At 61.4% G+C, this 21,345-nt stretch carries 17 protein-coding genes and 1 tRNA gene; 6 read left to right on the plus strand and 12 right to left on the minus strand.

What is annotated here, in order from left to right; translation table 11 throughout:
* Positions 1-76: 76 nt before the first annotated feature.
* On the minus strand, positions 77-1,822 hold the full coding sequence (locus J7557_RS15535; protein WP_291420948.1) for a diguanylate cyclase: 1,746 nt from the start codon (positions 1,820-1,822) through the stop codon (positions 77-79).
* Between the two features lie 106 nt (positions 1,823-1,928).
* Entirely contained in the window at positions 1,929-2,528 is a 600-nt protein-coding gene (locus J7557_RS15540) for an alpha/beta hydrolase (RefSeq protein ID WP_291420949.1), read from the minus strand.
* A 112-nt stretch (positions 2,529-2,640) separates the two neighbouring features.
* Between J7557_RS15540 and J7557_RS15545 the strand changes: the two genes are divergently transcribed.
* Positions 2,641-4,035, plus strand: coding sequence for an L-serine ammonia-lyase (locus J7557_RS15545; RefSeq protein ID WP_291420950.1), 1,395 nt, complete (start codon positions 2,641-2,643; stop codon positions 4,033-4,035).
* Positions 4,036-4,159: 124 nt separating this feature from the next.
* Here the strand turns inward: J7557_RS15545 and J7557_RS15550 are convergent, their stop codons facing one another.
* Together J7557_RS15550 and J7557_RS15555 are read right to left on the minus strand one after the other, a co-directional pair.
* A complete protein-coding gene (locus tag J7557_RS15550) occupies positions 4,160-5,581 on the minus strand; it encodes a mannose-1-phosphate guanylyltransferase/mannose-6-phosphate isomerase (RefSeq protein ID WP_291420951.1) in 1,422 nt (473 codons plus the stop codon).
* 132 nt (positions 5,582-5,713) lie between these two features.
* A tRNA-Met gene (locus J7557_RS15555) sits at positions 5,714-5,790 on the minus strand.
* Positions 5,791-6,054: 264 nt separating this feature from the next.
* Between J7557_RS15555 and J7557_RS15560 the strand changes: the two genes are divergently transcribed.
* Both J7557_RS15560 and J7557_RS15565 read left to right on the plus strand, forming a co-directional pair.
* Positions 6,055-7,092 (plus strand): aldo/keto reductase, encoded by a 1,038-nt coding sequence (locus J7557_RS15560; RefSeq protein ID WP_291420952.1) that lies wholly within the window; start codon positions 6,055-6,057, stop codon positions 7,090-7,092.
* Positions 7,093-7,121: 29 nt separating this feature from the next.
* Positions 7,122-7,853: a DUF599 domain-containing protein gene (locus J7557_RS15565; protein ID WP_291420953.1), complete on the plus strand. Its 732-nt coding sequence runs from the start codon at positions 7,122-7,124 to the stop codon at positions 7,851-7,853.
* A 31-nt stretch (positions 7,854-7,884) separates the two neighbouring features.
* Here the strand turns inward: J7557_RS15565 and J7557_RS15570 are convergent, their stop codons facing one another.
* The gene (locus J7557_RS15570) at positions 7,885-9,153 is read right to left on the minus strand and encodes a tetratricopeptide repeat protein (protein ID WP_291420954.1); all 1,269 of its coding nucleotides are present in this window, start codon (positions 9,151-9,153) and stop codon (positions 7,885-7,887) included.
* Between the two features lie 97 nt (positions 9,154-9,250).
* Between J7557_RS15570 and J7557_RS15575 the strand changes: the two genes are divergently transcribed.
* Positions 9,251-9,859, plus strand: a complete 609-nt coding sequence (locus J7557_RS15575; protein WP_291420974.1) for a pseudouridine synthase — start codon at positions 9,251-9,253, stop codon at positions 9,857-9,859.
* Here the strand turns inward: J7557_RS15575 and J7557_RS15580 are convergent.
* Positions 9,828-10,655, minus strand: a complete 828-nt coding sequence (locus J7557_RS15580) for a metallophosphoesterase (RefSeq protein ID WP_291420955.1) — start codon at positions 10,653-10,655, stop codon at positions 9,828-9,830. The genes J7557_RS15575 and J7557_RS15580 overlap by 32 nt on opposite strands.
* Positions 10,652-11,593, minus strand: coding sequence for a diacylglycerol kinase family protein (locus J7557_RS15585; protein WP_291420956.1), 942 nt, complete (start codon positions 11,591-11,593; stop codon positions 10,652-10,654). The genes J7557_RS15580 and J7557_RS15585 overlap by 4 nt, the downstream gene beginning before the upstream one ends.
* A 507-nt stretch (positions 11,594-12,100) precedes the next feature.
* On the opposite strand from J7557_RS15585, the gene bfr reads away from it, so the two are divergent.
* Together bfr and J7557_RS15600 are read left to right on the plus strand one after the other, a co-directional pair.
* Positions 12,101-12,586: a bacterioferritin gene (gene bfr, locus J7557_RS15595; RefSeq protein ID WP_035086236.1), complete on the plus strand. Its 486-nt coding sequence runs from the start codon at positions 12,101-12,103 to the stop codon at positions 12,584-12,586.
* A 212-nt stretch (positions 12,587-12,798) separates the two neighbouring features.
* Entirely contained in the window at positions 12,799-13,212 is a 414-nt protein-coding gene (locus J7557_RS15600) for a VOC family protein (RefSeq protein ID WP_291420957.1), read from the plus strand.
* A gap of 117 nt (positions 13,213-13,329) precedes the next feature.
* Here the strand turns inward: J7557_RS15600 and J7557_RS15605 are convergent, their stop codons facing one another.
* The 5 genes from J7557_RS15605 to J7557_RS15625 all read right to left on the minus strand — a co-directional run bounded on the left by J7557_RS15605 (position 13,330) and on the right by J7557_RS15625 (position 21,179).
* Complete coding sequence (locus J7557_RS15605; protein WP_291420958.1) at positions 13,330-14,325, minus strand: alpha/beta hydrolase; 996 nt, start codon at positions 14,323-14,325, stop codon at positions 13,330-13,332.
* A gap of 300 nt (positions 14,326-14,625) precedes the next feature.
* Positions 14,626-15,828 (minus strand): lytic murein transglycosylase, encoded by a 1,203-nt coding sequence (locus J7557_RS15610; protein WP_291420959.1) that lies wholly within the window; start codon positions 15,826-15,828, stop codon positions 14,626-14,628.
* Positions 15,829-15,963: 135 nt separating this feature from the next.
* On the minus strand, positions 15,964-18,198 hold the full coding sequence (locus J7557_RS15615) for a mechanosensitive ion channel domain-containing protein (RefSeq protein ID WP_291420960.1): 2,235 nt from the start codon (positions 18,196-18,198) through the stop codon (positions 15,964-15,966).
* A 245-nt stretch (positions 18,199-18,443) separates the two neighbouring features.
* Complete coding sequence (locus tag J7557_RS15620; RefSeq protein WP_291420961.1) at positions 18,444-19,196, minus strand: HNH endonuclease; 753 nt, start codon at positions 19,194-19,196, stop codon at positions 18,444-18,446.
* A gap of 1,479 nt (positions 19,197-20,675) precedes the next feature.
* Positions 20,676-21,179: a hypothetical protein gene (locus J7557_RS15625; RefSeq protein WP_291420962.1), complete on the minus strand. Its 504-nt coding sequence runs from the start codon at positions 21,177-21,179 to the stop codon at positions 20,676-20,678.
* Positions 21,180-21,345: the final 166 nt, after the last annotated feature.

Consider the following 21,345-nt stretch of genomic DNA (forward strand, 5'->3'; position numbering starts at 1 on the left):
ATCCCTTCAAAAATTGGCAATACCCGGTTGGCCCCAATCGAGCCGGGCGTCAAGTTTTGATCTATATGTGCGAAAGTCAGGCGACGTTGCGGCGAGGGTCCGGCCGCATGTCCTTGTCGAACACCACGACCCGGCCGCGCCCCGCTTGCTTGGCGGTATAGAGTGCCGCGTCGGCCATGTCGGTCGCGACTTCGAGCTTGTCCCCGCCTTCGGCAAGGCACGCCCCGATACTGAGCGACACCACGATCGAGCGTCCCGGGGTCGTGGCGATCGGTTCGCCGATCGCCGCCCGCATGATGTCATGCGCGCGCGCACGCAGTTCTCCCGGACGGCAATCGGGCAAGAGCACGATGAATTCGTCGCCGCCCCAGCGTGCGCAAGCCCCCCCGGCCCCCACCGTCTCCTGAATACGCCGCGCCACCGCAACGATGACGAGGTCGCCGGCCGCATGGCCGTGGCTGTCATTGATCTGCTTGAAATGGTCGACATCGACGAGAAGAATGCCGTAGCCGGCGCTGCTGGCCGCCAGATCGCCATGGGCGGCCGCAAAGCCGCGGCGATTGAGAATGCCCGATTGCCCGTCGCGGAAGGCAAGGCTTTCAAGTTCCTGCGTGCGCTCGCGCACCCTCGCTTCGAGCAGCCGCGTGTGGTCGTCCACCCGCGCCGCCATCTGCGTCAGCGCCGATGACAGCCGCCCGATTTCGTCCTGTCGCCCCGCCCCCATACTCAGCGCCGGTCCATAATCCCCCGCACGTGCCTTGCGCACCACATGTTCGAGCTTGGTCAGCCGGTCGAGCACCTGGTTCCGGAACATCAGCACCAGCACCACCGCAACCACCACCATCATGGTGGCGAGAAGCAGCCCGATGGGCACGAACAACCGACGGTCGATGATCGTATCAATGTCCATGAAGGTGACATTGTACCAGCCGAGCTTGTCGAGATAACCGACGCCCACCAGCGTTTCCTTGCCATTGACCGTCACAAAGGCGGAATCGGCGAGCATGTCGCCCCCGGTCACATCGTCGAAGAGCCTTTGCAGCGTCGTCGCATCCCCCGACCCCGAGACCAGCGAAAATACAGATCGCTTGCTGCCGACCTCATCGCCGAAATTAGCGAGACTCACCAGCGTCTCGTCCCGGTGCGCCTGGATCATCCCCTGCCGGTCGACGAACATCGAGGTGACGCCGCGTTGCGGCACATTGACGACTTCCTGGATGAAGGACGTGAGATCGATGCCGGTCCCCAGGAGCCCCAGAACTTCGCGCCCCTCGCGGATCACGCAGTTCATCCAGACCTTGGTGACCTTCAGGTTGGCGTCATTGTTGACGTTGAGATGGCACCCTTCGCCCAAAGCCAACGTCGAGTAATACCAGGCATCGTCCGGGTTTTCCTCGCGCAAGCGGTAGCGAAACTGATTGCCCGCATAGGCATTGGCGCTATCGTTGAAATAGTAGTTTCCCGAGGCCGCGACGACGAAGAAATAGGAGCCATCGGCAAAGTAGCGCCGATAGTGCTCCAGTTCGGCAATGCCGCGTGCCCGGCGTTCGGGATTGGTTTCGTCCTGCGCCCAGTCGCGCACCGCCTGGCTGCCCGCCAGCGCTTCGGCGAGCGATACCTCGCGCACCAGCGTGCCGAGCCCGCGATGCCGGTCATAAAGCACCTGCTTTTCGGCAAAGAGCGTACCCAATTGCACGACGGTCGAATTGACGACCCACTGGAAAGCAAAAAAAGCCGGCACGGCAACGCTGGCGAAACCGAGCAACACCAGCAGCAACACGCGGGCGCGCAGACTGTCGGTGAAGAGGCGAAGAAGCGACATATGCGGCGACCCATGACGGCAGAATGGCTGAGGCCCACCCGTCACTATCGCGGCGCGGGCCTCTAGACTTCGTTAATAGGCCGATGGGGCAGGAAAAAACAAATAACTAAGTGCGTAAAAACGTCTGCGCCGCCAGCAGTTCTTCGCGCCGGATTTCATGCCCGCCATTGTGCCAGACCACTTCGGCGCTGGCGCCATTGGCGGTGAAATAGTCGGCCAGCGCCTGGCTCGACCCTGCCGGTGCTATGGGATCATATTGTCCTGCCGTCACGAGGACTTTTCGCCCCGTAAAGTCGGCCACCGGCGGCGCAAAGGGAATGAGCGGATGCATGAGCACGGTGGCGTCGAACAGGTCCGGCGCCCCGAACTGCACCGAGGCCAGAATATTGGCGCCGTTGGAATAGCCGAGCCCCAGCACTTTTGCCGGCCGGCGCCTGGCCACTTCCGCGCGCAAAAACGCGGTCATCGCTGCGGTGCGCTGAGCGAGATCGGCCATGTCGTAGACGCCCTCCCCGGTGCGGCGGAAATAGCGTAGCGCGCCCTGCTCGCTGACATCGCCACGCGGCGCCACTCGCGCCGCGCCGGGTACGAGCTCAGCGGCGAAATCAAAGAACTGGTTTTCATCCCCGCCAGTGCCATGGAACAGGAAGATCAGCGGCGCGTCGGCGGCCGCACCTTCGGCAGAACGGAATTGATATGCGGTCATAACGCGTCTCCTTGCTCTTGCTCCCAGCGATATCGGCATGTTCGGCCCGAACGCAATTGCGCTTCCCTGCCACGCTCTGTTGCCGCTTCTGGAACAATGAGTATGATGGGCCATGTTCCTGTCTGTCTTTGACGTCTTCAAGATCGGTATCGGACCATCGAGTTCCCACACCATGGGCCCGATGTCTGCTGCCGGCCGTTTCCTCGATGAATTGCGCGAGGGCAACTGGCCCCGCGCCCGACAGGCCCGGCCTGCCGCGATTACCGCGAGCCTCCACGGCTCCCTCGCCTATACGGGCATCGGTCATGGCAGCGACCGCGCCGTCATCCTCGGCCTCGCCGGAGAAAACCCGCGCGATGTCGATCCCGACCAGATGGAGCCGATCGTCGCAAGAATTCGAGAGACCGGTCAGATCGAGCCGCCTGGCCACCCAGCCTATCGCTTCCGCCCCGCCGTCGATCTCGTGCTCGATACGCGCACGCCGCTCCCCGGCCACCCCAATGGCATGCAGTTCTGCGCTCTCGATGGCGACGGCCAATTGCTGCTGCGCCGGGTCTATTTCTCCATCGGCGGTGGCTTTGTCGTCAGTCAGGACGAGCTGACTGCACTCAAGGACGCCCCCACCATCAAGCAGGACGTGCCCTGGCCCTTCGCCAATGCGGCCGAAATGCTCGACATGGCCAGACGCTCCGGCCTTTCCATCGCCGCCATGAAGCGCGCCAATGAGGAAGTGCGCCTTTCGCGCCAGAAGCTCGACAAGGACCTGGACGAAGTCTGGACCGCCATGTCCGGCTGCATCGACCGCGGCCTCACCCAGGATGGGCAATTGCCCGGTGGCTTAAAGGTTCGCCGCCGCGCCAAGGCGCTGCACGAGCAGCTCTCCGAAAAATGGCGTCGCAACGAGATCGACCCCTTAAGCGGCAATGACTGGCTCAGCCTTTTTGCCATGGCGGTCAATGAGGAAAACGCTGCCGGCGGCCGCGTCGTCACCGCGCCCACCAATGGCGCTGCCGGCGTCATTCCGTCAGTCCTGCGCTATGCCACGCAATTCCTGCCCGGCATGGGCCGCACCGCTGTGCACGATTTTCTCCTCACCGCCGCCGCTATCGGCGGCATTCTCAAGCATAACGCGTCCATTTCCGGCGCCGAAATGGGTTGCCAGGGCGAAGTCGGCTCCGCCTCGTCCATGGCCGCCGCCGGCCTCTGCGCCATTCACGGCGGCACGCCCGAACAGATCGAAAACGCCGCCGAAATCGCTCTCGAACATCACCTGGGCATGACCTGCGACCCCGTCGGCGGTCTCGTCCAGATCCCCTGCATCGAGCGCAACGCTTTTGGCGCCGTAAAAGCCGTCACCGCCGCCTCACTCGCCCTCAAGGGCGACGGCATCCACGCCGTCACTCTCGACGCCTGCATCGAAACCATGCGCCAGACCGGCAATGACATGAGCGAAAAATACAAGGAAACCAGCCAGGGTGGCCTGGCCGTCAATGTCGTCGCCTGCTGAAGTACGGCGTCAGCGCGTCGCATGTTCCACGGTGTCATTCCCGCGAAAGCGGGAATCCCTGTTTCAGAAACGGAGATCCCCGCTTTCGCGGGGATGACACTGTGGTTGACGCTGGCGAAGCTAATCAGTTCCGCCCAAACTCATCCTCAATGCGAATAATATCGTCTTCGCCGAGATAAGACCCGGTCTGCACCTCGATCAGCTCCAGCTCGATCTTGCCCGGATTGGCCAGCCGATGCGTGCAGCCGAGCGGCAAGTAGATCGACTGGTTCTCGCTCAGCATGGTCACCTGACCATCCACCGTCACCTCCGCCGTGCCCCGCACCACCACCCAGTGCTCGGACCGGTGATGATGCTTTTGCAGGCTCAGCTTCTTGCCAGGTTTCACAAACAGCTTCTTCACCTGGAACCGATCACCCATCAGGATCGACGAATACCCGCCCCAGGGCCGATAGGAAGTCTTGTGTGTCTCGGTCAGCGCCCGCGTCGCCGCATCGGCCTTCAGCGCCTTGGCTATCGCCCCGACATTCTGCGCCTGGCTCAACCGCCCGACGAAAACCGCATCTTCCGTGGCGATAACAGCCACATCATCGAGCCCATCGACGACCACATGCGCCGTCTCGGTAACGATGAGCGAATTGGTCGAATTGGAAATCATCGCCGGCCCGGAAACGGCATTGCCAGCCGCGTCCCGGCTCTGCCCCTTCCACACTGCATCCCAGGCGCCGAGGTCAGACCATTCGAACGACACGGGCAGCACCGCCGCCTTGTCGGTGCGTTCAAAGATCGCATAGTCGACCGAAATATTGGGCGAGGCCGCAAACGCCGCCTCATCGAGCCGGATGAAATCGAGATCGCTCTTGGCCCCGGCCACTGCGCCACGCGCCGCAGAATAGACTTCGGGCGCGAGCTTTTCGCATTCAGCGAGGAACAGTTTTGCCGGCAGCATGAACATGCCCGAATTCCAGGCAAAACCACCCTGGGCCAGCATGGCCTCTGCCTTTTCAAGATTGGGCTTTTCAACGAATGCCCCGACCTTGTGCGCGCCATGGCGCAGTGCCTCGCCAATGGCGATATAGCCATAGCCGGTTTCCGGCCGGTCAGGCGTAATGCCGAAAGTGACAAGGTTCCCGTCCCGTGCTGCCAGCGCAGCATTGTCTACGGCACCAAAATATTCGGCACTGGCCGAGATCAGATGGTCCGATGCCAGCACATGAATGACGGCATTCTCATCCTGGCTCACCGCCACCAGCGCTGCCGCAGCAATTGCCGCCGCCGTATTCCGCGCCACGGGTTCGAGTAGAATCGCCCCCAGCGCAATCCCCCGCTCCTGCGCCTGTTCGGCGACAAGGAAGCGATATTCGGCATTGGTGATGACGATGGGCGCCCCATAGCGCCCGGCATCCTTCACGCGCTCCAGACTCTGCTGAAAGAGACTCGTCTCCCCCACGAGATCGATGAACTGCTTGGGCCGCGCCGAACGCGACTTCGGCCACAGACGGGTCCCCTGACCCCCGGCGAGAATGACAGGAACAATGGCTGACAAGGAACGGACCCGCGCTTTTATTCGAGACTGTCCATCCCTTAGCCGAAGCAACAGGCCTTTGCCACAGATCAGCGAAACACATGGCCCAAAAAGGTAAAGGCCCACAAGACGAATTGTCTTGTGGGCCTTTATTGGTTGCGGGAGCAGGATTTGAACCTGCGACCTTCAGGTTATGAGCCTGACGAGCTACCGGGCTGCTCCATCCCGCGTCAATCACTGCGCCTCGGCGCGGTGTGAGGGCTATATAGGGGGTAGTTTCCAAGACCTCAACCCCCAAAGCGGCGCGGGTGACGGTTTTTTGACATCCGGCCCCAACATCAGGAAAATCAGGGCTTTGCAGCGCAAGGCATGTGGAAAACTTCTACGAACGCGGTTCCCGTCTTTTCCCCTTCGTGTTGAACGGTCTACCGTCCCGCACGCTGGACGATCTACTGTCCAGCCCGCTGCAATTGAGCACTTTGGGACGCCCCACCATGGAAATGAAGAAACTCGGCCGTACCGGCATCGAGGTCACCGACATCTGCCTCGGCACCATGACCTGGGGCAGCCAGAACACGCAAGACGAAGGCCACGCCCAGATCGCCATGGCCCGCGATGCCGGCATCAATTTCATGGACACGGCCGAACTCTATGCCGTCCCGGGGAGCCCCGAAACCTCGGGCCGCACCGAGGAAATCATCGGCAACTGGTTCGCCGCCAACAAGGACCGCGAAAGCTGGGTCCTCGCCAGCAAGATCGGCGGCGGCGGCAATGCGTTCCTCCGCGAAGGCAAGCGCGCCGACGGCGCCTCGATCCGCATCGCGGTCGACGGGAGCCTCAAACGCCTCAAGACCGACTATATCGATCTCTACCAGATCCATTGGGCGAGCCGCGGACACTATCACTTCGAAAACTACTGGCGCTACGCCCCGCACAAGCAGGACACCGCCGACATTCTCGCCAATCTCGAAGACATGCTCGAAACCCTTGGAGAACTGGTCAAATCAGGAAAAATCCGCGCCATCGGCGTTTCCAACGAAACCACCTGGGGCATTTCCCAGTGGCTGCGCATCGCCGAAGCCAAGGGCTTTCCGCGCCTCGCTTCCGTGCAGAACGAATACAATTTCCTCCGTCGCCTCTTCGATCATGACCTGGCCGAATTGAGCCACCACGAAGATGTCGGCCTCCTCGCCTATTCCCCCCTCGCCGCCGGCATGCTGACCGGCAAATATCTCGGCGGCCAGACGCCCAAGGGCAGCCGCAAGGACTACCAGAAGGGGTTCTGGCGCCAGAACGAATTTTCCGAGGCCGCCACGCGCGATTACCTCGCCCTCGCCAACAAACACGGCCTCGACCCCGCCCAGATGGCCATCGCCTTCTGCCGCACCCGCCCCTTCATGACCTCGACCATCATCGGCGCCACCAGCACCGAGCAATTGGCGGTCGATCTCGGCGCGGTAAACCTGACGCTCTCGCCCGAAGTTCTCGGCGAGATCGACGCACTCTTCCGCCGCCACCCGCGCCCGCTATAAACTGTGTTGGAACGCTTCGGGGGCCCGGCATGACGGCAACGCTTTTCACTTCGCTTTTTCCGCTCGTCGCCTATTACGCCTATAATCTCATCGTGCCGCTGATCGAGCGCCGCCGCCCCTCGCTCTCGACCATAATGAACATGCAGCGCCGTCGCTGGGTCACCAATGCGACGCGCCGCGAAAGCCCCTTCGACGCTATCCTGTCGGGCAATATCATGGGCTCGGTGAGCTTCCTGGCCTCCACTTCGGTGCTGCTGGTGCTCGCAGTCTTCGCCGTCTTCGGCCAATTGCCGACGCTGATGGAAACACTCGATACCATCTCGGTCGACCACACCTTCTCCACCGCCGACGTGCAAATCCACCTCATGGTCATGCTGACCATGTTCGTCCTGGCCTTCTTCGCCTTCACCCTGTCGCTGCGCCAGTTCAACCACTATTGCATCATGCTCGGCGCCCTCGAACATGACCGGGTCACCTCTGAGGAAGAGATCGACGCCATCACCCGCATGAACGCGCTCGGCGCCAAGAATTTCAATTCCGGCATCCGCGCCTACTATTTCTCGGTCGCCACCGTCGCCTGGTTCATCTCCGAATGGCTGGCCGTCGCCGCCTGCCTTGCCACGGTCCTGATCCTCGCCCACCGCGAATTCTTCTCGACCGCCCACCGCACCGCCGCTTCCGCCGCCGTCATCGCCGCGCGGCATAGGAAAAAGCTGGCCGAAAGCGAGATCAAAAAAGAAGAAGGCCCCGGCGAGTTCTAGCCGAGGCCCCTCTGTCGATTTCCGCAAGACCCTACTTCGACTTGGTCTTGCCGCTACCCGAACTGCCACCGCTATTGAGCCGCGCCAGATTGTCCACGGCGAGCTGATAGCCCAGATCCGCCGACTGCTGGTAATAGCTCTTGGCGCGGTCGAGATCGACGTCGACCCCGAGCCCGTTTTCATAGATATGGCCCATATTATTGAGCCCGATCGGCTGCGCTTTGTCTGCTGCAATCTGGGTCCATTTCAGCGCCTCGGCATAGTCGACCTCGGTCCCCAGCCCATCCATGTAGAGGAGGCCGAGATTGACCGCTGCGCGCATTTCCCCGCCCTCGGCCGCTTCCTCGTAAAGCTGCAGCGCCTTGGCATAGTTCTGCTTCACGCCGCGCCCATCTTCATAGAGCAGCGCCAGATTGTGCTTGGCGAGCGCCATGCCCTGGTCGGCCGCCAGTTGATAGAGTTCCGCGGCCTCCGCCACATCCTGCTCCACGCCCTCGCCGTTTTCCAGGAGGAACGCCAGATTGTTCTGGCCATACATGTCGCCCTGGTCGGCAGCGAGCCGGTAGAGCTCGACGGCGCGGCCCATATCGACATCTTGCCCCAGCCCATCCTGCAGAACTTTTCCGAGATTGACCTGCGCCGACACGTCCCCCTGCGCCACGGCCTTTTCGAACCAGGCCGCCGCCGCCACATAGTCGCGCGGCACGCCCAGGCCCTCCTGGTACATCAGCCCCAGATTGGACTGCGCCTTGGCCATGCCCTGCTCGGCCGCCGCGCGATACCAGCGCGCCGCCTCGTCATAGTCCTGCTCGACGCCCTCGCCGAAATCATAGGAGAGCCCCATGGAGTTCTGCGCCAGGGCAAAGCCGGCCTCGGCGCCCTCCAGCAGCAATTGCGCCCCGCGCTCCATGTCGGTCTCGACGCCATCGCCCGTCGTCAGCATGTCGCCATAGATGGCGAGCGCGATCACATGGCCGCCCTCAGCCGCCTCTTGGAAAAGCGGTACGGCCTTCTCGGTATCGCCATCGGCAAAGTAAGCGCGCGCCAGCCAGCCCTTGACCTGGGCTGAATCGGGTTCTTCCTTCAGCGCCTCGCTGCAGGCCTTGATCGCGGCCGAGGTGTCGATGTCCCAGGTTTCCCGCCCGATCGATTCAAACCCCACCTCATATTGGCTCGACGCCTCCGCGGCGCAGGCGTCAAAGGCGGGGCCCGCCAGCACCGGCGCTGCCGGCAGAGCCAGCACAGCACCGGCTGATGCCAGCACCAACACGGCTCGTCTCGAAGTACGGATCGCTTTCATCGCTCTCTCCCAAAAGAACTGCACACTGAGGCCGCCATCCGATGTTAGCCCAGCCATTGCGACCAACAAAAGACCTCAGGCCAACAAATGCTTGAGCGTGGTCAACACCGCCGTGATCGATTATCACTGCGCCATGGCCCGCCTCATCCTTCTCAACAAGCCGTTCAACGTGCTCTCGCAATTTTCCGGCGGCAATCCGGGCGAGACGCTGGCTGATTTCGTAAAAGTGCCCGAAGTCTATCCCGCCGGGCGCCTCGACAAGGATAGCGAAGGCCTCCTGCTTCTCACCGATGACGGAAAACTGCAGGCCGAGATTTCCTCGCCCCGCTTCAAGCTGCCCAAAACCTATCTGGTGCAGGTGGAAGGCACTGCTACAGAAGAAGCCCTCGAAAAACTGCGTAGGGGTGTCATCCTCAACGACGGCCCCACGCTTCCCGCCAAGGCAAAGTTGATCGACCCGCCTGAACTCTGGGACCGAAACCCGCCGGTGCGCTATCGCAAGAGCGTTCCCGACACCTGGCTCTCCCTCACCATCACCGAAGGCCGCAACCGCCAGGTCCGCCGCATGACCGCCGCCGTCGGTTTTCCGACCCTCAGGCTCGTGCGCTGGCAGATCGGCGATTGGACGGTGGAGGGCCTAGCGCCCGGCGAATGGCGGGATGCGCCCCGCCCCGTCACGTCGGCTCGGAAGCCTTCTCGCGGGTAAACCACTTCATGTCGCGCCATTCGCGCACCGTGATGGTGATTTTCTCCGGGCTGATGTCGATCAGGTTATAGGCATTGGGCTCGCCACGCAGCCGGGTCGAAATGGCCGAAGAAGCCTGGGCCACGAGAATCGGCGCCGCCGCTGCCGTCCGCATGCCGGTGGGCGCGCCTTCCCTAATGTCGCCGGGATGCTCGTGCTTGCGCACATAGGAGAGGTGAAAGTGCCCCGAGAGCACCAGCCGCACACCCAGCCGCGAAAACGTCGCGAGGGCATCGTCGGCCCGTTTGACGAGCTTGGTGCGCTGCACCATGGCCTCGGTGGGAAACATCACCGGGTGGTGTGCGACGATCACCCGGAGCGCATCGGGCGAGGCCTTGGCGAAACGGCTTTCGAGATGTTCGAGCTGATCTTCCGAAATCGTCCCATGGCCCCAGTTCCATTCGAGCCGCGCCCGCCGCGAGGTCTTCATCCCGACAAACGCCACGCCGTCCATTTCGAGGAACGGTTCCAGCTCCCTCGCGATATAGCGCCGATAGAGCCCATAGGGATTTAAAAACCGTCGAAAAATGTTGATCGCCGGCACGTCGTGATTGCCGGGCACCGCAAAGACCGGGGCCGTCAGCGTGTCCAGAAATTCTCGCGCCGCGATGAATTCGGCCTTGGTGCCGACCTGGGTAAAATCGCCGCTTGCGACAACGAGGTCCGGCTTTTGCAATTCGATATCCTGCGCCAGTCCCGCCGATACCGCCGGATCGTGATGCCCAAAATGCAGGTCGGAAATATGGACGATCCTCATGCTGCCCCTCCTTGCGCATTGTCTCCGGTCCCGGCCGGCACCAGCACGGTCAGTGCCTGTGGCCTTATCTTGAAGCGCAGCGGGCTATGCAGCGTCTCCACCTCGCCGTCGAACATCACCTTGAGCAGTTTCTTGCGGCTGCGGATGATCACGGCGCGCGAAGATTCGATGCTCAGCGCCGGCGCATCCCTCCAGGTGCCGAGCACCATTCCGCTCGCCAGCCGCACGAAATCGCCCACCGTCAACGAGCTCAGCGTATAAATGGTGAGCCGTCCGCCATCGAGCTCGCTACGCGAAAAGACCTTTCCCAGCCCCTGCTCATACTCGTTGCAGGCGACGGCGACGGCCTTGGCGCGCACGATATGCTCCGGACCATCCTCCGGGTTGATCGCCACCGCCATGCGCCGCGCCCGCGACAAGCGGTGCAGCAGGAAACGCATGAAGGCAAACTTTGAGCTCCAGGTGCCCTGCCCGCGAATATGCTCGCGCGCCGCCGCCAGCGACGGGATCACCCCGATTACCACCTTATGGAGAAAGACGCGCTCATTGACCTCGCCCACATCGATCTGCCGCGTCACGCCCGAGGCCAGCGCGGCAATGGCCGCTTTCACCTCGAGCGGTATGCCAAGATCCTTGGCCAGCGCATTGACCGTCCCGAGCGGCAATATGCCCAGCACTCTTTCCGTCCCCGCCAGTGCGCCGGCAAGCGCCGTTATCGTACCGTCCCCGCCTGCCGCCACGATCACCTCGGCACCGGCCTCTACCGCTCTTTCCACCCTCTGCATCAGCGGGGTTTCCACATCGCCATCCACCTCGGCATCGAGCCCGGCTTCCGCGCACAGCGCCTTGAGCGCTTCGACGGAAATGCCGGTCGCGAGCACCGTTCCGGAATTGGCATTGAGGATGATGTGAAAGCGGTGCGGCGCTGTCTGTTGCATAAGTGCCCGTCGCGAAAACCGAAATCGTCCGTGCTTAACGGGCACACGGCAAGGGGGTTGCCAAAGGGCGCCAGTTTTCGGACGCAGCGCCCCTGGCGGGCAGCTGAACCGGCGATGCGGCCCGGCCCCACCGAGGTTCGCAGGCCCGCGCTGCGGCAATTTATGATGTTGACATTCAACTATGTTGGGCGTTTATTGCCGCCCGTTGAGACGACTTTCCGGCCCCACCAATGCTTGTCTGCCAGTGCAATATGATCACCTCGCAAGAGATCGAGGACATTGTTCTGGATCTTCTCAAGGCAGACCCATGGCAATTGGTGGTTCCCGCAAAGGTCTATTCTGAGCTCAACCGACGTGCGAAATGCGCGGGCTGTGTGCCGAATGTGGTGGACATTATCGTCCAGGTCACAGAGAATTATCACGCCCAGCATGCCCATCCGCCTGGGGACGTTTTGACGTTCCAGACTGGGCTGGAGAAGCTTAAGCAGCAACGCAGTGGAGTACGTCGTGAAAGGCGAAGCACAAGTCATCGAGCGGCTTAACGAAGCCCTTTTTCTCGAACTCGGCGCCGTCAACCAGTATTGGGTGCATTTCCGCCTTCTGGATGATTGGGGCTACAAGAAACTTGCAGCCAAGGAACGCGCTGAATCCATCGAAGAGATGCATCACGCCGACCGGCTGATCGAGCGCATCATCTTCCTCGAAGGTCATCCCAATCTGCAGCGCGTGGCCCCGCTCAGAATCGGCCAGACCATCAAGGAAGTTCTCGAAGCCGACCTTGCCGGCGAATATGATGCCCGCGCCGCCTACAAGGCGAGTCGCGAGCTCTGCGAACAGCTTGGCGACTATGTCTCCAAGAACCTGTTCGAGGCCCTTCTTACGGACGAGGAAGGTCACATCGACTTCCTCGAAACCCAGCTCGATCTCCTCGAAAAGATCGGCCCGGAAAAGTATGGCCAGCTCAATTCGGCCTCGGCCGACGAAGCCGAATAGGCGATTTTCGATCTAGGCATCGCGCGGAAAAGTGGAAACCGGTTTCCGTCCAGCGATGTCTAATAAAGCCCCAGGAACGCCCGGCTCGTCCGGGCGTTTTGCTGTCCGGCGGTTCCACCGCTGACTGTCACCCCGGCGAAGGCCGGGGCCCATCTTGAGAGCGGCCGGATGGCATAGATCGCCATTCCCGGGCCAGCACAAAGGGACAAAGAATGGCTTTCCACACCGGCCGCCTGATCGACCATGTGCATCTGCGGGCGCACGATTTCGAAAAGACGCTGAAATTCTACAAAGCCGTCTTCGCCGTTCTCAACATCCCCATCACCGCTTCGGGCAAGAACTGGTTCCAGATCGATGAGCTTTTCGTCGACGAGACCGAGGACGACATTCTCCCAAGCCACGTCCATCTAGCCTTCCAGGCCAAGGACCAGGCGACCGTGAACGCCTTTTACGAAGCCGCGCTCGCCGCCGGCGGCACCGACAACGGCGCTCCGGGCGAAAGGGACTACCACCCCGGCTACTACGCTGCCTTCGTCATCGATCCCGACGGCAACAATATCGAAGCCGTCTACCACGGCCCCAACAAACGCTCGGCTGCGTCGGTGGTTATCGAACCGCAGCACTGAAGCTTCTAGGCCAGCACCGGCTCCTCCTCCTGTCGTCATTGCCGGGCTTGTCCCGGCCATCCATCTCGCCTCCGCATGGACCACCGGGACAAGCCCGGTGGTGACGACGGAACGGCCTCACTCCTCGATCGGCTGGAACATCGAATTAAGCTGCGAGACGATCTGATCCATCGGCGCGATTGCCTCAGGCAATTGTTCCGGCGCTTCCGGCGTCGCCACCAAATAGGGCACCCCGCTCGGGAAAGCTCCAAAGCGCTGGAAGAACCCGACCATATCGTCGAGCACCGGCATGCGCCAGCGCCAGAGCGCGCCCATGGCGATCACCGGCTCCATATGTCCAAAGCCCTCATAATACTGCGTCGTCACCCAAACACCCTGCGCCCGCAACCGTTCGGCAAAATGATTGGTATTTTGCACGCGCACGATCGGATCGGTCGTGCCGCTCGCCAGATACATGGGCGGTGCCGACGAGGTGATGAGGTTGATCGGCTGCGTCCCCTCCGGATTTGGGGCATAGCCAAAGGCCTCCTGCACTTCGCTATATTCGAAGGGGTAAAAGTCGTAGGGCCCCGACAGCGCCGCAACGGCCAGGATCGGCATGGTCACGCCAAATTCCTGCCGGTAGGACGGGTCGAGCGCCAGCATCACCGCATTATAGGCGCCGGCCGAATGCCCGGCGAGAAACAGCCGATTGGGGTCGCCACCATAATTGGCGATATTGTCCTGTACCCAACGCATCGCCGCTGCGCTGTCATAGAGAAAATCCGGAAACCGCACTTCCGGCACCAGCCGATAATCGGCGATCACCGTGATAAAGCCCCGCGAGGCCAGGGCCCGGCCGACAAACTGATAGTCGCTGCGCTCGCCCCGGTTCCAGCCGCCACCATAGATGAAGAACACCACCGGCGCCGGCGCCCCGCGCTGTTCCGGCCCATAAATGTCGAGCTTGTGCCGCGGCCCATCGGCATAGGGAATGGCGTCCCCGATCTTGGACGTGCCAGCATCCATCGATGTCGGCAGGTTGAACGGGTCCATCATGGAAATCGCAAAGGCCTGTACAGGCAGCAGCGAGACAAGAACCACAAGCGCGGAGAGAATACGAAGTCTGATCATTGCGAAACTGATGATGGCTGGGAGATTGGCGGCACTATGAGGAGTAATGCCGGACATTTTGTGACGTGGGAGAATGAAGGCGGCGATCTGAAATCTTCTCTTCCATCGTCACCACCGGGTTTGTCCCGGTGGTCCATGCCATGACGGGAAAGATTGGGAAAGCTCCAGCCCGGAATGGGCGAGGGCAGGCGCACCGTCCTTGGCGCTGGCCTGCCCTCTACTTAAGCCCCGGGAGTCTGCGCCCCCAAAGGTTAACGAGAGGTTAACAGATTATCACGCTTTGGAGCGCCAGAACCATGATCAGCGCTTCAGCCGATCGAGCAGCAGCCCCGAAACATGCCCATCCGCGGGCAATCCGGCCCGCGCCTGGAACGCCATGACCGCCGCCCGCGTCTTGGGCCCGACGACGCCGTCGGGCGTCCCGACATCATAGCCGGCGCGGCTCAGGAGGCTTTGAACTTCGGCCCGCTGCGCCTTGTTGAGTGCATAGTCTCCCGTCGGCCAGGGCGTCGCAAAACTTCCGCCGCCGATGATCCGGTCGGCCAGATGACCCACGGCGAGCGCATAGCTGTCCGAATTGTTGTAGCGCTTGATCACATCGAAATTGGGCAAAAGCAAAAAGGCCGGGCCGCTCGCGCCCGCCGGCATATAGAGCCGCCCCACATCGCCCGCCCGTGGAAAGGCCCGCCCGGAAACGCGCGAAATCCCCATCGCCTGCCATTGGCTCAGCGGCGCCTTTTCCATCTGTCGGGCGCGCGCAAAGTCGAAACCGGCCGGAATCTTGACCTCATAGCCCCAGGTCTCGCCCGGTCGCCAGCCAAAGGCGTTGAGATAATTGGCGGTCGAACCCAGCGCATCGGGCACCGAATTCCAGATATCCTTGCGCCCGTCGCCATTGTAGTCGATCGCATAGCGCATGAAACTCGAAGGCATGAACTGGGTATGCCCCATGGCTCCGGCCCAGGAGCCGACCATCTGGTTGGGCGCAATATGCCCGTCCGAGACGATGCGCAGCGCGGTAAGCAGCTCCTTGCGGAAGAAGTCGGCGCGATATCCGCCCTCGGTCAGCGTCGCCAGCGCATGGATGGTATTGTTGCCACCCATGAAGCCACCGAAATTGGTTTCCATGCCCCAGATCGCCAGCACGATCTCGGGCTGCACGCCAAAGCGCTGTTGCGCCCCCGCCAGGGTCTGCGCCCATTCCTTGCGCATCGCGGCGCCCTTGCCCGCCTGTGCGGCGGTCACGCGCTTGTCGATATATTGCTGCACGGTCTGGGAGAATTCGGGCTGCTTGCGCGTCAACTCCATCACCTTGGAACTCGGGGAATAGCCGGCAAAAGAGGCATCGAACGCCTGCCGGCTCACGCCAATGGCCTGCGCATCCGGCCAGAGGCCGCGCACGAAATCGGCGCTATTGCCATGGGCCGGCGCAGCCATGCCAAGAACAAGGGAAAAAGCCACAATGGCTTTGCCAAAGGCGGAAAGTCCGCTGGATCGGATCATGTCGAGCCTCGTGATACGCGCTACCTGAAAGTCACGGGCGCGCCGGCTGAACAGCATCGGGCGCGCGTATCAAAGAATTAACGCACCCGATTAAGATCACCTTAAGGCAAAGGCCCTGGCCTGATCACGATGATTTCAACCCTGATCGTCGTCCACCGGCGGCAGTTCGGGTAGGCTTTTCCCGTCCTTGCCAGGCACATAACGCATCTTCGGCGTCGGCGTTTCAATGCCGCGCTCGCCAAAAAGCCGCATCAGCGTTTCGCTATAAAAACGCCCCGCGCCCCATTGCTTGCCCGCCAGCGTTTTAATGCGCGAGCGCAGTGTCACCGAAGCCGGCGTAATGGCGATCAGCCCCTGCAGGTCGAGATCGTCCAGAATGACATTTTTATAGTCCGGATGCTCCATGACCAGCGCAAAGGCATCGCGCATGGCTTGCTTGGCGCCCTCGATGTCGCTGTCATAGGCGATTTCGACCTCCGAAATATAGAAGGAGAAACCGCGCATCATATTGGAAACCTGGTCCACCGAGGAGAACGGGATCAGGTGTACCGTCCCCGTCATGTCGCGAATGGTCACCGAACGGATCGTCAGCTTTTCGACGACACCCGAGCGCCCGGCCGCCTCCACAACATCGCCCTCGTTCATCACATTTTCGAACTGGATGAAGATGCCGGTGATGATGTCCTGCACCAGCTTTTGCGCGCCAAAACCGATGGCAAGACCGACCACACCCGCACCGGCGAGGAGCGGCGCGATATTCACGCCGATCTGCGCCAGGGCCAGCATGACGCCAAAGATCACCAGCGCCACCGTAAAAGCATTCTTGAACAGATTGAGCAGCGTCTTTTCGCGCGGCGTCGGCGCTTTACCCGAACTCGCGCTCAGCCGATATTCTACCCAGGACGCCACCACCACGTGGAGAACAATGGCGATCAGCACGATCAGCGCCGCCGAAACCACCGACCCGGCTACGCCCAGTCCTTCGTCGCTGCCGATCCAGTTGGCAAAATCGAACAATTGCCAGGCCTGCCCGACGGAGATGACCACCCCCGCGATCACCACCCAGCGCACCACGGCCATGACGGCCGGCACGAAGGCCTGCAGCCGGTTCTCGAGCAGCGGCAGGCGCTGGCTGATATCTGGCGGCAGCCGCAGGCCGACATTGACGAAACGACCGATGAAACCGGCGATCAGCGAGCCGATGACAATCGCCAGCAACGACTGCACCGTCGCCCCGAGCATGAAAGGCAGCGCCTCGTCGGGATTGGCGAACCAGACAACCAATAGCGCCAGCAGATAGGCAATTGCCAGAACATGCCATTGCTGCCCCACGGCGGCCAGTACACGCCAGAGCCCGGCATTGCCCCGGCGCACGGCGAGTTCAGAAAGCCAGACCCGCACATCGTCCTTGTTCTGCAAGACGATGATGACGCCCACGGTCACCACCGTAATCATGATCAGAATCTGCACGGCCGTGGCGGCCGCGGGAGAAATCGCCGAGGCCAGCATCGGCGACACGAACATGAAAGTATAGCCCAGCAACGAAACCAGCCGCGCCAACCAGAACGACCAATAAGCCGCATTGTCATCGGTCACCGGCAGGAAGCGCAGGCTCGTATGTCGCGGCGCCAGCAGAATTCGCACCGCCAGCTTGCACACTTCCACGACGAGAAAGGCGTTGAGAAGCAGGCTCTGATTGATGCCCATCTCGCCGCGCGGCGTCGTGCCGAAATTGAGCGCCAGCACGTAGCCGAACGCCCAGGCCACGATAACGCTCAGCGTATCGACCAGTGTCCCGGCGGCAATGATCCCGAGTTTTTGCCAGATATTGCGATTGGCCGCACCGCGCGATATCCGCGCCATGAGCGGTTGCGTTGCCAGCCGCAAAAGCCAGAAACTGCCAAAAAGCCCCGTCAGCACGATCCCCAGATTGACCGCCAGCGCCCCGAGCATCTCATAGTCCGCATTGAGCGTGCCATCGACCGCCTGGCGAAAGTTGACGAAAATCCCGCCGACCGCCCGGACCGTCGCCGACGCCCCCTGCGCCACGCTGCGCGTATATTCCGCCAACTGCCGTGCAATGCTGAGATCGGGCAGGATTTCCTCAGTCGCGGTCTCTTCGGTCGCCGCCGGCGCCGCCTGCTTCAACCGCTCGATCAACGCCGCCCGCGCCGTGTCATCCTCAAGAATGCGCACGAGATCATCGACGACCTGGCTTGATTCGGCGCCAGTGGTTTCGGTGGCGGCTGGTGTACTCGTGGACGCCGGCGCCTGCCCAAGCGCGGGCGTTGCGAGCAAGATTACGAAGAAGAAAAGACGGAAGAGCAGCTGCATAGCCATCGCAATGACGATCAAAATGGGCCTCAGCATGGCGCTCCTCGGCCTGAGGTCAACCCCAAGCACCACGATATTCCCGCGTGCCCGCGTCCGCAGCGACCCTCTCTGCCAGCTCACTACGTAATGTTCCGCAGGAACCGTCACTTTATGGCGTGATGGCGTCATGCTATAATAATTGAAGATCAGAGGCCTCTGCGTTGCAGTACCTTGCCCTGTGCTTCATCAGACATCCGTAATGCTCCGCAACTCCCTTCGGTTGGGAAGTTGGAGGCTCGGCTTCACCGGCCAAACAGCGCGCGTTTTTGTTGAAGAAGCGCCAGATCAGGCCAGTCATGCTGAAATGCCGGAAGAAACAGCCGCCTATCCACGATGCCCCGCGTATTCCGATCTTCGACCACTGGCGACCAGCGGAAATCGTCATGAATGACGATGTTTCCGCAGTCGAACAGATAGTGCCAGGTCGGCGCGAGGAGAATGCCCGCCGAAGCCCGTTCGTGAGGCGAAAGCAACCTTGGTACAATGTGTGCGGCCTCGAGACCGCATAGTCCGTCCAAGGACATGAGCGTGTCTCCGCTAATGGCACAGCGGCCGGCATAGGCCCTGTAAACACGCTCCCTGAACTTTCGATCGCGCATGCGCTCACGGCGCGTGCGAAAGCGCGGAATAGTGACCCGGTCTCCGCTGGTAGGCATCACAAATCTTGGTTGGGACGCAGTCGAGATCAACCGCGCATAGTGCTCCTCGGTGACTTCGCGAACATCGGCAGCAGCAAACCATCCTTGCGCCTCTGCGCTGGGGTCTGAATCGCCGATATCTTCGTCGAACTGTCGATCGAGTTTCTGAATGTTCCTCAGGAAGACCACGTGCCTCGACCCATCGGCACCGGGCAGAATACTATCGATGGAAGCTGAAGCGAAATAGCCGACTGGGACCTTCGCCCTCTCGGATTGTCGAACACTTTGGTACAGCAGCACCTGAGACCCGGAGCAGGCTTTGAGCAGATCAACGAACTGGGAGCGGATCAGGACCATACCGTGCTCGTCGCAAAGCTCCCGATCATGGTCCGTGATGCGAATGACTGCAAAGGGCACGCGCGCACATTAGGAACAACACGTATCCGAACCTTAAACCGCGTCACTGCACGCAGGCCCGCTCTCTGTGCGACAATTGCCGACGGCACGAAAATTCCCGGCGGGCACAAACCGCATTATTTACCTGTGGCCATATCCTCCTAACGGCTATCTGCGTGTGACGTCGAACCCGGACGCCGTCACAAGCGCGTCCTGTGCATTTCTTGCAGAAGAAGACCAGAAGAAATCGCCATCAACCCTCTGCAACATGGTCGCCTTCCAGCGTCAGGGCGTGCCGCAGAGATGGCCAACGACTTTCGCCCTGCTCCGGGGGCATTACGGTCTACTAACAACCATCGTGGATGGGCTGTTCGCACCAGCATGAATGTACAGTCACGGGCATTTGCCAGGTAGCAGCGACGAAAGCACCACTGGCAAGCGGGCATTGGCTGCTATCGGTTCGCGGCCGCCTGCCTCAGCACATCCGAACTGCTGCCCGGCGAGAAAGGATTTCGATGCCAACCGGCAGCCGGACCATTCCGTATCGGCCGTGATATGTCATCGCGTGCCCTCGGCGGGCGCTGGGGACTAACAACCAATCCTGTCACCCGCCTACGCCGCGCACCCCGATGCCACGCGCCCAGCGACGTTCGACGTCCCTCTAGCGCCTTGTTTGCCGCATTTGGAGATTGCACATCAGAGGTGAGAAAGCGCGAAGAACAAGCACGGACTAGTTGTGCATACTGCGATGCCTTGCAGACGTCACAGCGCGTCCGCCCGACCGCGAACCGAAACCCACAGCCCCTGTCTCCTGCCGACACCGCTAGCTCCGATGCCAGTCGCTTCAGAAACGCACGGCAATCCTTGAGCGTCCCGCTCGCTGCATTCGCAACGTCTTCGCGTTGGCTCTCGGCCCGCGCCGAGAGCGTATCGAGAAGGGTTAGCCGCTCATCGTGGAGATCGGCCCGCAGATCAAGATCTGCCTCAGTCTCGAGCGCCCGCCGCATGTCCTGGACACGCAACAGCAGCACATGCCAGACGCCTTTGGAACACGTTGCACCGGCAATCATTCTTGGCCTCGAACCTTCCGATCCTTGTTCGAACACGGCCACGCTCCACCCCACGCGCTACGCCGCCGGTCTCCGATGCCAGTCGCGTCAGAAACGCTTGGCATTCCTTGAGCTTCCAGCCTGCCTCACCGAGGACATCTTCACGCCAGCCTCTGCCCTAGGTCGGAAGTGCTCCAAGAAAGACAAGCCACTTTTATGCAGCTAGAGGATGGACATCGAGACCGCCACGGCCTCCAGCGCTCGTCGCATTTGCGGGATGCGCAACAGCAGTCAATGTCAGAGGCCCGCGCAGCACAGGGGAGGACCTGTCACGATCTATGGCGCGTATCTCTAAGTCTTTATTGGAGCAGCCACGCTCCGGCCTCCTCGCCTATGCCGCAAGCTCCGATGCTAGCCGCTTCAGGAACGCGCGGCATTCCTTAAGGGTCCGGCTCGCTTCGTCAGCAATATCTTCGCGCCGGCTCTCGCCTTGGGCCGAAAGCGTTCGGAGCAGCTCCAGCCGCTCATCATGGAGATCGGCGCGCAGATCGAGATCCGCCGCCGTCTCCAGCGCCCGCCGCATTTCCTGGATACGCAACAGCAGCGAAAAACTGGCATAAAGCCGCCGCGCAACGGCCGGATCACGCCGCCAATTCTCACCCGCAAAGATCGCCGATGCCCGCTGTCCGGCGCCTAGGCAGTCAAAAGCCTCACAGCCATCGTAACCTAGCTGTTCACGCCGGGCGTGAATCTTGCAGCGGAAGTCACCCGCGAGATACTGGCAGGGTTCTCCGGCGAGCTTGTCATGCCCGAACTGACTGCCGCGCTGAAAGGACAGCGCGGTGCAACAAAGGGCAAAACACTTGCCGCAGTCGGCGGAAAAGTCGGTTTCCACTTGAGCTTGTCCTCGAATCCGAAGGCTCGTTTTGTGATCTGGGCTGTAAACGCAAAAGGCCCGGTTCTTTCGAACCGGGCCTTTTGTTTGTTTTGTATCGTAAAGAGACGATGTGTTTTTGGCAGACCTTGCAGTGACCTACTCTCCCAAGTCTTGAGACTTAGTA

The organism is Devosia sp., from assembly GCF_017744655.1.
Classification (GTDB): Bacteria; Pseudomonadota; Alphaproteobacteria; order Rhizobiales; family Devosiaceae; genus Devosia.

What these genes read in the sequence shown, in the direction of transcription:
- J7557_RS15560 (WP_291420952.1), top strand. Translation starts at nt 6,055, where the DNA reads ATGGAAATGAAGAAACTCGGCCGTACCGGCATCGAGGTCACCGACATC.
- J7557_RS15580 (WP_291420955.1), bottom strand. Translation starts at nt 10,655, where the DNA reads ATGAGGATCGTCCATATTTCCGACCTGCATTTTGGGCATCACGATCCG.
- J7557_RS15600 (WP_291420957.1), top strand. Translation starts at nt 12,799, where the DNA reads ATGGCTTTCCACACCGGCCGCCTGATCGACCATGTGCATCTGCGGGCG.
- J7557_RS15565 (WP_291420953.1), top strand. Translation starts at nt 7,122, where the DNA reads ATGACGGCAACGCTTTTCACTTCGCTTTTTCCGCTCGTCGCCTATTAC.
- J7557_RS15545 (WP_291420950.1), top strand. Translation starts at nt 2,641, where the DNA reads ATGTTCCTGTCTGTCTTTGACGTCTTCAAGATCGGTATCGGACCATCG.
- J7557_RS15535 (WP_291420948.1), bottom strand. Translation starts at nt 1,822, where the DNA reads ATGTCGCTTCTTCGCCTCTTCACCGACAGTCTGCGCGCCCGCGTGTTG.
- J7557_RS15570 (WP_291420954.1), bottom strand. Translation starts at nt 9,153, where the DNA reads ATGAAAGCGATCCGTACTTCGAGACGAGCCGTGTTGGTGCTGGCATCA.
- J7557_RS15585 (WP_291420956.1), bottom strand. Translation starts at nt 11,593, where the DNA reads ATGCAACAGACAGCGCCGCACCGCTTTCACATCATCCTCAATGCCAAT.
- J7557_RS15610 (WP_291420959.1), bottom strand. Translation starts at nt 15,828, where the DNA reads ATGATCCGATCCAGCGGACTTTCCGCCTTTGGCAAAGCCATTGTGGCT.
- J7557_RS15540 (WP_291420949.1), bottom strand. Translation starts at nt 2,528, where the DNA reads ATGACCGCATATCAATTCCGTTCTGCCGAAGGTGCGGCCGCCGACGCG.
- J7557_RS15605 (WP_291420958.1), bottom strand. Translation starts at nt 14,325, where the DNA reads ATGATCAGACTTCGTATTCTCTCCGCGCTTGTGGTTCTTGTCTCGCTG.
- J7557_RS15615 (WP_291420960.1), bottom strand. Translation starts at nt 18,198, where the DNA reads ATGCTGAGGCCCATTTTGATCGTCATTGCGATGGCTATGCAGCTGCTC.
- J7557_RS15620 (WP_291420961.1), bottom strand. Translation starts at nt 19,196, where the DNA reads ATGGTCCTGATCCGCTCCCAGTTCGTTGATCTGCTCAAAGCCTGCTCC.